Origin of the sequence: Bifidobacterium sp. SKU, assembly GCF_026016405.1 — a bacterium.
Classification (GTDB): domain Bacteria; phylum Actinomycetota; class Actinomycetes; order Actinomycetales; family Bifidobacteriaceae; genus Bifidobacterium; species Bifidobacterium bifidum.
Genome location: NZ_CP092890.1, coordinates 791652 through 806910, shown reverse-complemented (window position 1 = coordinate 806910; position 15259 = coordinate 791652). Strand labels below are relative to the sequence as shown.

The 15259-nt window shown below is 64.4% G+C and carries 11 protein-coding genes; 3 read left to right on the top strand and 8 right to left on the bottom strand.

The genetic code is table 11. The features are described 5' to 3' along the window. Positions 1-2 precede the first annotated feature (2 nt). Both MMB49_RS03365 and MMB49_RS03360 read left to right on the top strand, forming a co-directional pair. Positions 3-2507: a lysylphosphatidylglycerol synthase transmembrane domain-containing protein gene (locus MMB49_RS03365; protein WP_080958970.1), complete on the top strand. Its 2505-nt coding sequence runs from the start codon at positions 3-5 to the stop codon at positions 2505-2507. A 130-nt stretch (positions 2508-2637) separates the two neighbouring features. Beyond that, on the top strand, positions 2638-2919 hold the full coding sequence (locus tag MMB49_RS03360) for an HU family DNA-binding protein (RefSeq protein WP_003812492.1): 282 nt from the start codon (positions 2638-2640) through the stop codon (positions 2917-2919). A 162-nt stretch (positions 2920-3081) separates the two neighbouring features. On the opposite strand, the gene pafA is transcribed toward MMB49_RS03360, so the two are convergent. The 5 genes from pafA to arc form a co-directional block, all read right to left on the bottom strand. Beyond that, complete coding sequence (gene pafA, locus MMB49_RS03355; protein WP_047272042.1) at positions 3082-4539, bottom strand: Pup--protein ligase; 1458 nt, start codon at positions 4537-4539, stop codon at positions 3082-3084. Then, the gene (locus MMB49_RS03350; protein WP_003812488.1) at positions 4539-4742 is read right to left on the bottom strand and encodes a ubiquitin-like protein Pup; all 204 of its coding nucleotides are present in this window, start codon (positions 4740-4742) and stop codon (positions 4539-4541) included. Before MMB49_RS03350 ends, pafA begins: the two co-directional genes overlap by 1 nt. 153 nt (positions 4743-4895) lie before the next feature. After that, positions 4896-5729, bottom strand: a complete 834-nt coding sequence (locus tag MMB49_RS03345; RefSeq protein ID WP_047271793.1) for an inositol monophosphatase family protein — start codon at positions 5727-5729, stop codon at positions 4896-4898. A gap of 148 nt (positions 5730-5877) precedes the next feature. Continuing rightward, positions 5878-7518, bottom strand: a complete 1641-nt coding sequence (dop, locus tag MMB49_RS03340; RefSeq protein ID WP_047271791.1) for a depupylase/deamidase Dop — start codon at positions 7516-7518, stop codon at positions 5878-5880. Next, the gene (gene arc / locus MMB49_RS03335) at positions 7515-9086 is read right to left on the bottom strand and encodes a proteasome ATPase (RefSeq protein WP_192829132.1); all 1572 of its coding nucleotides are present in this window, start codon (positions 9084-9086) and stop codon (positions 7515-7517) included. Before arc ends, dop begins: the two co-directional genes overlap by 4 nt. Before the next feature lie 433 nt (positions 9087-9519). On the opposite strand from arc, the gene serB reads away from it, so the two are divergent. Beyond that, positions 9520-10188 (top strand): phosphoserine phosphatase SerB, encoded by a 669-nt coding sequence (serB, locus tag MMB49_RS03330; protein ID WP_047272040.1) that lies wholly within the window; start codon positions 9520-9522, stop codon positions 10186-10188. Between the two features lie 185 nt (positions 10189-10373). On the opposite strand, the gene fmt is transcribed toward serB, so the two are convergent. From fmt to MMB49_RS03315, 3 genes are all read right to left on the bottom strand, one after another. Then, the gene (fmt, locus tag MMB49_RS03325; RefSeq protein WP_003812479.1) at positions 10374-11348 is read right to left on the bottom strand and encodes a methionyl-tRNA formyltransferase; all 975 of its coding nucleotides are present in this window, start codon (positions 11346-11348) and stop codon (positions 10374-10376) included. A 90-nt stretch (positions 11349-11438) separates the two neighbouring features. Next, entirely contained in the window at positions 11439-12143 is a 705-nt protein-coding gene (locus tag MMB49_RS03320) for an HAD family hydrolase (protein WP_003812477.1), read from the bottom strand. Positions 12144-12988: 845 nt separating this feature from the next. After that, positions 12989-15229: a primosomal protein N' gene (locus MMB49_RS03315; RefSeq protein ID WP_047271783.1), complete on the bottom strand. Its 2241-nt coding sequence runs from the start codon at positions 15227-15229 to the stop codon at positions 12989-12991. Between the last annotated feature and the right edge of the window lie 30 nt (positions 15230-15259).

The window sequence follows — 15259 nt, the reverse complement described above, 5'->3', positions numbered from 1 at the left end:
TGATGAACGATCAGACGATAACCGCAACGTCCGGCGATGACGATTCCAAGGCGTCGCCGGACGCGCGTCCGATGAGCGACGACGTATCCGGCACCACGGCCCACCCGGTCATCGAGGACGTCGCACCGCGCCGCATCCACGATTTCGGCGATCTGGTCCACGCCGTCTCCGCCGTGCTGCTCGCGGCGGTGGCCATACTGTCCTCCATCTACCTGAGCGGTTTCGTCACGGGAGTCGAGTCCGATGCCCACAGCGCCGGACGTGCACTGAACTGGATGGTCGATCTTCCGACCTCGATGCTGCAGCAGCTGACCATCGTGACCATCGCCGTTATGGCCATCGTCCAGCTGCTGGTGGGACGGGAGTGGCTGCAATCGGCGTTGGCCCTACTCGCCATGTTCGGTGGCCTAGCGACCGTCTGGGGCATATCGATGGCCGTGTCGACCTTCGGGAACTTCACACTTATCACCGCGCTGTGTTCGCCGAGCTCGATCATCGGAACGGGACTGCTGCCGGACTTCTACGCGGGTTCCGCGGCATTGTTGACCGTCGCGGGGCCTCGGCGTACACGATCGACGGTCAAATGGGGATGGAACATCCTCTACATCTCGTCGGCCATCCTGATCCTGCTGTCGATCAACTCCGTGACCGGAGTTATCGTGTCCCTGTCCGTAGGCCGGCTGGTCGGCATGCTGATCCGGTTCGCAGCCGGCACCAAGAACCAGGGCGCATGGGGCGAGGATCTCGTGCAGGCGCTCAACGGCATCGGACTGCATATCACCTCGCTGAAGCGCCGCATGGACGTCGACCTGTCCCATGGCTCCCTCGCCTCGACCCTCGACGACGATCTGGTCGAAGGATCTCGACTGTACGACGCCGTGGATGATTGGGGACGGGCCTTCGTCGTCTCCGCTCTGGACAGCCAGGCGCGCACGGCGGGCTACGTCAAACAGCTGTGGCAGTGGGTCCGGTTCACCGGCGTCGCCATGCGGCGCGACCGCTCGCCGAGAGAGGCGACCCAGCACCATATGGCGATGATTCTGGGATTGCGCAATGCGGGCCTGCCCACCCCCAAGATCTACGGCGTGGCCGACACCGGCGAGACTTCGATCCTGGTGCTGCACGGCGACGACATCATGCACGAGTGCAACCTCAACACGTTGTCCGACAAGGACGCCATCGCATTGCTGCGTTTCCTGTCGGTGGCGAACAAACGCGGGTACACGCATCGCCGCATCACGCCGGACACCCTCGCGCGACTGGAATCCGGCACGCCGATCATAGCCGGATGGCAGAACGGGGACGACGCCAGCGCGGCCCCGAACATCGCACTGGATCAGGTGCAACTGCTGTTGCTGCTCGCCGTGCTCATCGGCCCCGAACGCGCGGTCACCGCAGGCCGCGACGTGCTCGGCGACGACACGATGATCTCGCTGACCCCATTCATCCAGAAGGCGGCCGTTCCCGCCGGCACGCGGGCCCTGCCGGGCTGGAACAAGCACATCGTGGACGACATGCGCGCCGAGATGCGCGCGCTGGCCCCGCAGGAGACCGCCGAGGCCATGGAGCCGGTGTCCCTGTCCCGGTTCAGCCCGCGCTCCTTCATCGGCATGGTGCTGCTGATCGTCGCCGTCGTGGTGATCTTCACCCAACTGAAGCCCGACGAGGTCATCTCCGCGGTGAAGAACGCCAACCCGGTGATGGCGATCGTCTGCCTGGTCTTCGAACTCATCGCCCTGCTCGGCTCCGCGCTGGAGCTCGGGGCCTTCATCGAACGCGACAAGCGCAACCCGCTCGGCATCTTCATGTCACAGGTCGCGCAAGGATTCGCGATGGTGTCCATGCCCGCCGGCGTCGGACCCGCATTCGTGAACCTGCAGTTCCTGCGCAAAAGCGGCTACCGCAATACGACCGCCACCGCGATCATGAGCGCCGTCATGGCCGTGTATTATGGCGGCACAGTGCTCATGCTGTTCGTCATCGGCATATTCACGGGCAGCGACGCGCTTAGCAGCATGATTCCGACGAACACCCTGATCGTCATCGTCGGCATCGTGCTGATGGCGCTTGCCGTGGCGATGATGATCCCACCCATCCGGCATTACGCGACGGACAGGCTGCTGCCCCTGGTCAAGGCCTACGCACGGCAGCTGATCGACGTGCTCACCAATCCCAAGGAGCTGTCGTTCAGCGTGCTGGGCATGCTGATCCTCAACGTGGCCACCGGACTGGAATTCTGGGCGGCGCTGCTGGCGTTCGGACAGATGACCAATCCGCTGGAGACGCTGTTCATCTTCCTGGTCGCCAATGCCATCGGCTCCGCGGTACCGACCCCCGGCGGCCTCGGTGGCGTCGAAGCGGCGCTGACGTTCTCGTTCGGCGCGGCAGGCGTGCCCGCGGGCATCGCGCTCTCCGCGACGCTGCTGTACCGTGCGCTGTTCTACTGGCTGCGAATCCCCCTCGGTGCGCTGTCCATGCGCTGGCTCGACAAACACAATCTCATATAACCGCCCAACAACCGGAAAAAGTGTGGAAAACCCTTAAAAAATGCGGCGTTTGCCTACATCATGCGCTATCATCATTGATGAACACCGGGGATTCGGCAATCGAAGCCCCCAGATCAAAGAAGGATGCTTTATGGCATACAACAAGTCTGATCTCGTTTCGAAGATCGCCCAGAAGTCCAATCTGACCAAGGCTCAGGCTGAGGCCGCCGTTAACGCTTTCCAGGACGTGTTCGTCGAGGCCATGCAGTCCGGCGAAGGCCTGAAGCTCACCGGCCTGTTCTCCGCTGAGCGCGTCAAGCGCGCTGCCCGCACCGGCCGCAACCCGCGCACCGGCGAAATCATCGAGATCCCGGCGACCTACGGCGTGCGCATCTCCGCCGGCTCCCTGCTGAAGAAGGCCGTGACCGAGTAAGTCCGGTTCGTGCCACTGTCACCGATTTCGATATCATGGTGAACAAATACAGCCCCTGACCAATGAAGAGTCAGGGGCTTTTCCGTATCTGGGCTTGGGCTGGGGCGCCTCCGGTCGGCGCCCCCGGTCGACTTCGCCGACGGCTCAGCCGCCAGCGGGGCGTTATAGCAGGTTCATCAGGTGTTGGACGTCGGCATTCGCCTGGTATTCGAAGGGGTCCAGCAGCACGACTTCGCTGCGTTCGGGAGCCATGACGGACAATCGCGTCCAGTCGCAGGAGAACCGGCATTGCGTGGACAGCGCCTTGGCGACGAAGGCCCCGCGCAACGCGGCACGGGTATCGGCCGGCGGTTCCGAGACGGCATGCTCCACCTGCTGGGGCGTGGCCAGCTGCCGCATCACGCCTCGACGCAGCATTGACGGATACAGCGAACCGTTGACGATGTCATGGTAATCCATGTCCAGCCGTTCGCGCATGGCGTCCGTCACTTCGCCCTTGCGGCGTTTCAGCGCCTGGAACAGGCGGTATTTCGCCGCCCAGTCGACACGATCCGACAATGCTTCCACATCGCTGGCCTCCAACTGGTCAAGAACCAGCGACCATGCGGAAAAAATCTGATCCACGTCCGTGCGCGGCAGTGCGTCGTCAACGGCATCATGATGACGTTCCATGAAATCACGGACGACGGCCTGGTACCTGCGCTGCATCTGCACGGCGGACACCGGTTCGGAGCCGTCAGCAAGACGAAGCCGGGCGGTCACGCATGTCAGATCGGCGCTGACCGCACGGTTCGCGGCACCGGGATCGGCCAACGCGCACGACGCGAAACCGGAATCCTCACCGAGCCGGGCGGCCGCCTCGATGACGCAGATAATCAGATGCGTCACGGCGAGTTTCATCCATGTCGCCCATTGCGAACGATTGGAGTCGCCGATGATGACATGCAGCCGGCGGAATTCATCCGGATCCGAGTGCGGTTCGTCACGCGTGTTGACCATGGGGCGCGACCGCGTCGTCGCCGATGACACCGCCTCATCCAGATAGTCCGCCCGCTGCGTGATCTCGAATCCCTGATCGGTGACCCGCCCGGCTCCGGTGTACAGCTGCCTCGTTATCAGGAACGGCAGCAGCTCGTGCTCGACGGTTTCCAGAGGCACATATCGGCGTACAAGATAGTTCTCGTGACACCCGAACGAGTGGCCCGCCGAGTCCGCGTTGTTCTTGAACACGTGCACGTTCACGCCGTCCCCGTACCTGGCACGAAGCCGGGCCTGCGCGTCGAGGGCCAATCCGGCCATGACCCGCTCCCCCGCCAGATCCTGCAGCAAGGCGTCCATCGGATCGCGGGCCTCGGCGGTCGCATACTCCGGGTGGGAGCCGACGTCGAGATACAGCCGCGAACCATTGGTCAGGTACGTGTTCGTGGAACGCGCGCGGGACACGACAGGCTGGAACATCATCATCGCGACCTGCGCCGCGTCGACCGGATGGTCCGAACCCGTCACCGATACGCCGTACTCCGTCTCCACGCCGAAAATGCGGGCGAATCCCTGGAACTGCGAAGACCTCCGCGCTTCCTGCCAACTCCCGTGATTGCCGCTGTCACGCAGCTGCGGCATCATTCGCCGCCTTTTTGCACGAAGCTGTTCACGTACTCCTCGGCGTTGGATTCCAGCGTGGATTCGATGTCGTCCAGCACCGCGTCGAGAGCGTCCGCGGCCGCGTCGGTCTCGGCCTGTGCCGCCATCGACACGTCATTCAGCTGTTCGTCGGTGTCCTGCTTCTGCGAGGACGACCGCGTGTGAGCGAATTCCTGAGGCATATCCGTCCCTCCCTTTCCTTCCGGTTTTCTTCTTCCGCCGATGCCGGCACAGGCCGGACATCCGGCATGCCGTCACCGAATCGCAGACATCTGCCACGCACGCACGTATTCGTCACCGCCGGCAGACGCCTGCATATGTCTGTATGCGCCCAATCACTGCAGATACGGCTGCAGCTCGTCGTCGATCAGGCCGTTCGACGCCACGACATCGTTCTCGCGACGCCAATGGATCAGCTCGCCGTTCCACTGTCTCAGACGCCCCTGCGCCTCCCATACCACGACGGCGCCGGCCGAGACGGCCGGAACATCCCACTTGTGCAGGTGAGGCTCGAAATAGGCGTCGTACGTGCCGTCGGCCACCTTGCACAAATCCATCGAAGCCGGACCCACTCGCTTTATATCGGCCGGTTTACCCGCGATGGAGGCTACCGCGGACAGGGCCCGCTTGGACTCCTCCGGCACATACGACATGCCGTAGCTGACCACGGAGCCATCCAGCGTCGCAGTGATCGACGGCATGACCTTCTCGCGCTTGTCGCCGCCCACGGGGTTGCGGCGTATCCTGATGGCGCCCTGGCCCTTCGCCGCCATGTACGTGATGCCCATGGCGGGCGCATGGACCACACCCATGATCGGGCGCGCATGGCAGTGCTCGTCGAACTCGAACAGTGAGATGGTCACGGTCCATTCGGCCATGTTGCGGATGAAATTGATGGCTCCGTCGATATTGCCGACGCACCAGTACCTCTCCCCCGGCTGGTTGTCCTCCGGACGCTCCTCCCAGAAGCCCTGGAACGGTTCGATTTCGGACAGTCGCGCGCGGGTATAGCGAATCAGCCGGGTGTTGACCTCGCTAGTGAATTTCGTCTCGCCGGGCGACACCATCGTCGTGGATAGGTCGTGGGGATTCACCTGCTCCTGAAGGGCGTGCCTGCCGGCATGCCGCGCCACTTGGGCGACGGCCTGTGTCATTTCTCGCAAATCCATGTCTGTATCAACACCTCGTCTGTCGGTCGTTGTCTCTGGTCGTGGCGTTCGCGCCTTTGATCGTCATCGCTCGCCATCATGGCTGCCCCACGATGCGCATCGGCCAGTGGTGCGCTCACGGTAATGCCATTTCATGCCTGTATCGATATTACCTTCCGGCGGTGATGTTCCGATCGATTTGCGTTATCAGCTCATCGGCGTTTCGCGTGCCGTCCACGAACGCGGCCATGTGCGCCTTGTCGAAGACGCACGGATCGGACATGTCGAGCGAGCACAGGTCGGACGGCCGGACGATCGGACGGCTCGCATTGCCGTACGACTCCTCCCCCGTCTGCGGCGCATCATGCCTGCGGACGGTCAGATGGGACCATGAGACAGCGACCACCTGGCTCGCATACCGGTTCACGACCGCGGCACGCAGCCATGCGCGCGTGGTCTGCGGCGCATTGCCAGCGGCATCGGCGACCTGCCGGTCGTCGACCGTGCGCTCGGTGCGCGACCTGACCTTCTCGAATATCGAGCGGACCGGGTCCAAGGCGGCCCACCCCAAGTCGATCGCCCGCAGTTTCGGATCGTTCCACGACAAACCGTGCCTGCGGCGCAGACGCTCCAGCAGCTGCCATTTCATCAGCCATTCCACCCGCGACGCCTCGGGTTGCATATTCAGTCTCGTATCGTCGTCGGCATGCCGGATGGCGGCCACGTCGGCGAGTGCCTGCCCCCACAGCGCCATGATGCCGGTGGTGGGCTTGTCCGGCCACAGCGGCTCGCCGCGCGTGTCGGTGCCGTACACCAGCGCCCCCATCTCGTACACGGCGGCCCGCAGCCTCACCTGCATGATCCACGCGTTGGTGACGCCCCCGTCGCGCAGCGGCAGCTCGGCCTGCAGCGTCAGGTCGTGCGACACCGTGTGCATGGCCGACACGGGGTCGACGAGCGCCATGGAGTCCAGCAGCGCTGCCAGATCATAGCCGGTCTCGTCCGCGTGCTCGGCCAGCCACAGCAGCATGCTGGTGACGCCCAGCTTGAGCGTCTGCGGCACGTCCATGCGGTTGGCGTCGCCGACGATCACGTGCAGGCGACGATAATCGGATGGGCTGTGGGATTCGTCGCGCGTGTTGACGATGGGGCGTTCGAAGGTGGTCTGCAGTCCGAGGATCGCGTGGATGTAGTCGGCACGCTGGCTGAGCTGGTATCCGGCGGTCTCGCTGCGCTCCCCTATGCCGACGCGGCCGGATCCGGCGTAGATCTGCCGTGAGACGAAATGGGCGGTCATCAGCGCCGCCACCGTGTCGAACGGCACCGATCTGAGCATCATGTAGTTCTCATGGGTGCCCCAGCTGGCGCCCTTGCCGTCGACGTTGTTGCGGTGCAGGACGATGTCGTGCCCCGTTCCCACGCTCGCCGACGCGGCCGCCCGCCGCATCAGCAGGTCGCCGGCATGGTCGTACCGCACCGCCTCGAACGGGTCGGTGGTCTCCGGCGCCGAGTATTCGGGGTGCGCGTGGTCTACGTACATGCGGCCGCCGTTGGGGGCGATGACGTTGACGATGTTGAGCTGCGGCTCGTCGGTAAGCATGTCGGGGCGGGCCGCGGCCCTCTCCAGACGGGTGCCCCGCGCGTCGTTGACAGGGTCCTCCTGACGATAGTCCCAGCGTATGCGCGAACGTTCGGGATCGGCGGCAGCGCCGATTACGTCGAACGACAGCTGCACCGGATTGGCATGTGAGACAGCGGGCGCCGAGACCGCGTATTCGGTCTCCGTGCCCATCACCCGTCGCACGGTCATTGCATGTTCTCCTTTTCCTTGCGCGGAACCGGACGGATACGGACCACGCGCCCGTTGTCCATGCCGTTGATTCTCGACCATTGCACCGGATCGACGTCCATTACCGACCCTCGTGTCTCCACGAACTCGTCCTCCACGGCCTCTCCCAGCAACTCGACGTTCAACGCCACGTCGTCGCCGCCGAGAATGGACGCCTTCACCGCCTTCGTCTTGGCGCGGTCGACGATGTTCTTGAGCATGGCACCGGACGCGACGTCGGAGAGGAAGATGGCCGACCATTGCCCCTGGTCGTTGCACGCGTCGCACAGGTGCCGTCGCGACGAGCGCGTGTAGATGTCGCGCACCAGAACGCGCGACAGGCCGTCGGCGTCCAGTCCGGGCTGCAGGGGCAGGTCGTCGGTCAGATAGTGGCGAATGATGGATGCCGCCTGATCCGCCCCGGGGCGGTCCACGCGGATCTTCACGTCAAGTCGTCCCGGGCGGAGCACGGCGGGGTCGATCATGTCCACGCGGTTCGAGGCGCCGATCACCATAACGTTGTCGAGGCTCTCCACGCCGTCGAGTTCGGAGAGGAACTGCGGCACGATCGTGGTCTCCACGTCGCTGGAGACACCGGTGCCGCGGGTGCGCAGCAGCGAATCCATCTCGTCGATGAACACGATGACCGGCCGGCCGTCCGCGGCACGTTCGCGCGCGCGGGTGAAGATCTGACGCACCAGACGCTCGGATTCACCGACGAACTTGTTGAGCAGTTCCGGCCCCTTGACCGAGAGGAACACGCCGCTGCCCCTGCCGAAACCATCCGAAAGCGCATGGGCGACGGCCTTGGCGATCATGGTCTTGCCGTTGCCGGGAGGGCCGTACAGCAGCACGCCCTTGGGCGCCTTGAGATTGTACCGTTCGTACAGGCTGCGGTGAAGGAACGGCAGCTGCACGGCGTCCCGGATGCGTTCGATCTGGCTGTCAAGCCCGCCGATGTCGGCGAAGGTGACATCGGGAACCTCCTCCAGCACCAGGTCGGCATCGTTCTCGTCGGGCAGCAGTTCCAGGGCGAGCCGGCCCGACGGGTCGACGATGACGCGCTGCCCGTTGGCGAACGTCTCGTGCGCCAACGCTCCCGAGCGCCGGATCACGCTGGGGTTGCCGCCGCCATCCGCGACGATCAGACGCCCGTCATCAAACACCTGGCGGATCGTGCGGACAGAGCCGAGCATGTCAGTGCCGCGCTGCTCGACCAATACCATGTTCTCGTTGAGCAGCACGCAGGCGCCGGCCGTCAGCCGGGACGCGTTGACGTTGGCGGCCACAGGCACGACCAGCCGCCTGCCGCCCGTCAGGATCTCGGCCGACGCATGCTGGACGCCGAGCTCGTCGGTCATCGACGAGTCGACCTTGACCATCGTCGCGAAGGTCTTCGGGGGCTGGGCCATCTGTGACAGCTGCGCCTTCGCCTTGGTGAGTTCCTTGCCCGCACGCGACAGCGCCTGCGCGAGCGCATGGTTCTTGGCCATCAGCTGGTCATTGGCGGCCGCCAGCTCACGTGCGACGTTCTCCCGTATCTTCTTCACGTCCTGTCGTGCCGTGGCGCTTTCGGCACCCGTGCCCGACGATGAGACCGGCCCTGAATCAGGTAGGCCTGACGGATGGTCCTGCGAATTCCATATGCCATCCGGAGTGCCGTCGTGCATGATATCGTTCACTGTTCGCCCCTTTTTCGAGCACGCTTCCCTATCAGATTACGCGCCCGGCGAATCGCCGGGGCCGCGACGGCCACAATGACCTTGGCAATGGCGCCGACAGCGGAGCCGGAGTCGCCCGCTCCGTGCACCGCAGTGGGCGCGAAGGCCGATATGCGCAGGGATTCATGCATACCGGATATTGTCCCAACGATTTCCGACAATCGACGGTATGCTTGACGAAACTTTGCAACCTTCTGACGAATCGTATGACGTGTCCGACGTGGAGGCGTTCGCGGCCGCGCACCAATCGCCCTCGGACACCATGGGTGACGGTGACGGCACCGCGGCCGCGCCGACGCTGTCGAAGCCTGGTCTGCTTGTCATGGATGTGGATTCCACGCTGATCGACGAGGAAGTCATCGACGAGCTCGGCGAGGCGGCCGGCAGCGGCGACGAGATAGCGAAGGTCACCGAACGTGCCATGCGCGGGGAAATCGAATTCTGTGATGCGCTGCGTGAGCGTGTCGCATTGCTCAAGGGACTGCCCGTGAGCGTGTTCGACACCGTGCACGACAAGCTGCACTTCACCAATGGCGCGTTGGCGCTGATCGACGAGCTTCACCGTCATGGTTGGAAGGTCGGCGTCGTGTCCGGGGGATTCCATGAGGTCGTTGACCGTCTCGCCGCCGAAGGGCATATCGACCATTGGCTGGCGAACCGTCTGGAAGTGGTGGATGGCGCGCTGACCGGCAAGGTGCTGGGCAATATCGTGTGCAAGACGGTGAAACTGCATGCATTGCAGGCGTGGGCCGCCCGAGACGGGGTTCCCATGAGCCAGACCGTGGCGGTCGGCGACGGCGCGAACGACATCCCGATGATTCAGGCGGCCGGGCTCGGCATCGCCTTCTGCGCCAAGCCGAAGACTCAGCTCGCCGCCCACGAGTCCATCAATGAGCGCGACCTGACCAAGGTGCTGGACTTCCTGCGCTGACGTCGCACGGCGATAGCGCCAAGACCCCCTCAGTCGCTTCGCGACAGCTCCCGCCAGCGGGAGCGTGATAATTGCCCCGCTGGCGGGCCGAGCCATAAAGCAAAGGGCAGGGCCATTTGCAGGCGAGGGCGAGCGACAGCGAGACTGGGGGGGGCACTTACCTCCAGTCCGCAACGCGCACCTCGTTACCGGCAGCGCGCGGCTTCGGAGAGTCGGGCTCCTCGCGCCCAGTCGGCGGCGCGCATCGCCTTCTTGCCCTGCGCCTTGACCTCCAGCAATTCCAGAGGTGTGGAGCCTGTGCCGATCCAGACATTCTTCTTTCCAGCTGCGAGCGCCCCAGACACCAACGACCCGGGTACGTTCGGATTGGTCATATCGGCCGGGTGCGCCCGCAGCACGTGCAGCGTGGACAGCCCGTCGTCGAGCCCGAGCCCGCCTGCATCCAGTTCGGTCCATGCCCCGGGATTCGGCGTGCACGCGCGAATCTGACGGTCGACCGCTTCCACCGGCGCACTGAAATCGATATGCGCGTCGTTGACGCGGATCTTCTCCGCCACCGGGTAATCGCCTTCCGCCTGTTCCACGGGATCGGCGGTACCGTCCTCGACGGTGCGCAGCGCGTCGCGCAGCACCAGCGCTCCGGATTCTCCCAGACGGGTCAGCAGGTCGCCGGCGGTCTCATGCTCGCCGATCGGCGTTTCGGATTGCACCAGCAGCGGGCCGGCATCCATCGCTCGCGTGATGCGGAACACGCTGGTGCCGGTCATATCGTCGCCCGACCAGATGGCTCGTTGCACGGGGGCCGCGCCACGCCAATGCGGCAGCAGCGAGAAATGCAGGTTGTACCAGCCGCAGGGCAGCGCGTCCAGCACGGACTGCTTCAGGATTCGTCCGTATGCGATGACCGCGGCGGCCTGTGCGCCGGTGACCTTCAGCTCGTCAAGGAACGTCGGCTCGGCCGGGTCGGATTCCAGTACCGGCAATCCCAGTTCCAGCGCGGCAGTCTTGACCGGGCTGGGCGTGAGCTTGCGTCCGCGTCCGGTGGGCGCGTCCGGGCGGGTGAGCACTGCGACCACTTCGAAGTGCTCGCTGTCCGCGGCGAGGGCGCGCAGGGACGGCACCGCGACGTCAGGCGTGCCGGCAAAGAGGATTTTCAACATGTGTTCCGTTTCCTTCCACGGTATTGGGACTTCAGGCCATCTGCCCTGTCATCATCGTCGAACGCCTGACGACGTGCGGACGGGCGGAGGTCACTGAACCGCCGGGATATCGATGCCCTGCTCGATCAGCAGCTCGCGCAGCTTGCGGGCGTCCGAGAAGCGAATGCCGCGGATGCCGGCCTCGTTCGCGCCCGCGATGTTCATCGCCTTGTCGTCGATGAATACGCTGCTTTCGGCGCTGATGCCGAACTCCTCCAGGGCCTTCTCGTAGATGTCCTTGTGCGGCTTGCGCATGTGCACGTACCCCGACACCAGACGGCCGTCGAGCCGCTGCAGGATCTCGCAGTGCTTCAGCGCGATCGGGAACAGTTCCTTCTCCCAGTTCGACAGGCCCCATACTCCAATGCCGGCGGCCTTCAGATCGTTGACGAGCACGCGGGCACCCGGCACGACGCCGGTCAGGGAATCCTCGAAATTGTCGAGATAGTAGCGCAAAATATCCGCCCACTTGTCGCCGTAATGCTCACGCATCCATGCCACGCCCTCGTCGGGGCTTGCGCCGCCGTCCATGCGGTCGTTCGCGTCGTAGAAGCCGGAGATGTCATTGTCGAGGAACTGGTCGATGGTCTCCTGCGAATACCTGGGCAGCAGCACGACGGACGGATCCCAGTAGATCAGCACGTTGCCGAAGTCGAAAATCACGTTGCTGATCGGCTTGCCGTCGGCGGCCGCGGCGGGTCCCTGCGCCACCAGCACGTCATGTTCCATATCCGGTTCGCCCGGCCAACCCTTCATGATGCCTCCATCCATATGAACGATTCCAATGAACGATTCCGCGGCGCGCGGCCGCGCACATCCATGGTTCCATGCCATCGAGACGACGCGGCGAATCATCCGCCGCACCGATGCATTCCGGCATGCAACTATAAGCGCCGCGTCTGAAAGTTTTCGTCCGAATCGTTTCGGCAGCCCCGAATCTACGCGGCAGATGTCATATACGCCGACATCAATCAGCGCCATAATCGCCGTGAGCAAGACAACGGTCGCCGTGCCAGCACCCGTCTGAGCTAGAGTATTCTCGGAAAGAGGAATCCTTCCGCGCCTCGCCGGCCGTCTTGGTCTCCGCCAGTGAATCAGGCCCGGCCTGCATGGTGGCACCGGATGCAGTGACGGCCTGGTCAAAACGATTCCGCCCTTCGGTCGCATGTTGTTTTATGTCATCGAAGCCGTTCCACGACCACACGTTCCGGTATGTCCCGAATAGTTTTGCGCACAGGTGAGATGCATTTCTCGACCGAATACATTGCCACGAGATGCGAAAAACAAGCGTTCTCGACATTTCGTGCCACACGACCGACACGAAAAATCCGCTCCGAATAACAGAATCGGCCATTTTCCAATGATTCCCAGTTTCGGTCTCATGGCTCGAAACGACATGCAACCGGTTAAATCCGATTTTGTGGCACAAGAAGTGGCGAATGCCGAAAACAGCGATTTCTGACGTTTCGTGGCAAGGAATCCCCGTCTCATCTCACCAACCGAAACAAAAGGTTCCGAATACTGATTCAATCGGCAGTCAGACATGTCACACCGCCGCTTTCCTCGAAACGACACCTCGACGCGGCGGATAATCTCTCGGATCAGATCAAATCCTTGGGATCGATTTGGAACCGCAGTTCGCCGGGAGTGCGCGACGCCATGTGACGCGCCACCGCGGACCGCAGGCGGACGGCCAATTGGGCACGCATGCCGACCGGCACACGGACCAAGGCCTTGACCCGGTCCTGCATGCTCTCCAGCTCGCGTTCGCTCACCGTCACCGGAGCCGCTATCGGCACCGGCCCCAGCATGCCGGGTATCGGCTCCCCCGCAACATCCAGCGAGGCCCAATCGCCGCGCAGCACGCCGATATCGTCCAAGGCGGCCATCACCGCATCCCGACGCCCCCATACGCATGCGACCGCGCACACCGGAGGCATGCCGGCCTGCCCACGCTCCAGCAATTCGTTCCGGGCGAGCGACGCCGAATCCCACATCATCAGCGCATGGGCCACTGCAGGATCGCATTCACCAATCAGCAGACCCTGTCCGCCACGAGTGCGGGGCGCACACAACGCCATGACCCGCATCCACGCCGTCAGCGCGTCCACGCGGGCGTCCACACCCGGCGCATACAGACTGTTCCACGCGTCCAGGATCGCCACGGCACGATATTCGCCGGCATCCTGCTCCGATTGACGGGATGCAGGCAGCACGCGGGGCTCCGCTCCCGGCGTGGCGATGACGATGCGCGGCGCATCATCCACGTACTCGACGACGCCTCGCGGCTGGCTCGGCGACGATATGACGACGGACACACCGCGGAACAGGCCGCCCAGCTCGCGGGCGGTGCCGGTTGCGCCAACCCGTATCACGCGCATGCGCTCGCAGCCGCAATGCGGGCAATGCCAGTCGACCGCCGCCGCAGCGCACCACCGGCAGCGCGGCACCCCATCACCCATGCGCCCCAGCGGGCCGGTGCATTTCGCGCAACGAGCCTGCGCATGGCATTTCACGCAGCTCAACGCCTCCTGCATGCCGTCCGAGGGGATGGACAGCAGCACTGGCCCTGTCTGCAAGGCCTTCGACAACACCGTCACCGCGGTATGCGGCACGCGGGCGCCTATGCTCGGGTCGGCGAGACGCGCCAGCTCCTCGCGGTTCAGCCACCGCACCCACGGCATCTGATCCCTGCGAGCGGCTGGCAACGGCGTGACGGATGCGCTCGGGCCGCTCACGGCAGTCACGGCCGTGTGGTCCTCGCATTCCCATTGGCTCAACGGGCTACGGGCGTACGACAGCGCCACAAACACTCCCCCGTGCGACTCGGCGCGCAGACGCATGACGCCGCGTGCCTGCGCGTACGGCATCATCCCGTCGGCCTGCTGGTAGGCGGCATCATCCACCATCATGAACAGGGCCGGCCCCTCGACCGGAGCATACATGGCGGCACGCAGTCCGATGACGCACCCGACCTGACCGGTCGCCGCCGCCAGATAGGCACGGTACCGTTCCGCCGGCGGCAGTCCTGCGGCCAGCACGACGAAGTCACCGGAGTATCCGCCATGCTCGGCGCCGCCCGGCGCGAAACGGGACAGTCCCAGTCCCTCCAGGGCAACGGCGAGATCCTCGCACTGTCTTATCCCGGGCAGGACCACCACGGCGGCACGGTTCTGCCTCATCGCGGCAGCGATCATCCACGCGGCGTCACGAGCCCACGCACGCGCTCCCGGACGCGCATCCATCACCAGGGCGGCGAACGAGCTGCCCTCCAGGGATGAGCGCAGCATGGCGGCGCCGTCATATGAAGCCTGTATCGTGTCGAAGCACCGTTGCATCAGTTCGTCCGAGATGTGCGAGAATCTGGGCCTTCCCACCCATAGCGAACGCGCGGCCAGTTGCTGTTCGCCGTCGATGCGCGCCACGCGCGGGGGGACCGCCAGGCGAAGTATGTTGGCCCGCGTGCCGCCATAGGCGTCGGCGATGCGCGTGATATCGTCACGCATGGATTCGGATACCAGCATGTGCGGGCTGATCACCCGTTCAAGAAATCTCAGCGCGGAGCGGGGCGTGGCGCTGGCTGCCGCGCGCTTCCAGATCACGCCGTTGAGGAGCCTGCCCCCGAACCGGACCCGCACCATGACGCCGGGCCGTGCGGCCTGCGACCACCGCTCCTCCACGAGATAGTCGAATGTCTGGCCCAGATGGGTCGCCTGCACGTCCAGCACCACCTGCGCGATCGGGTCTTCCGCGGCCACAATCTTCTCGGCGGGCGCGCGCTTGCGGCGTTTGCGCGGCGCCATGCCGTCAAACGCCAACTGCTGCGCGTCATTCGTACTCATGGTTCATTTGTATCACGCCACCGGTGAAGT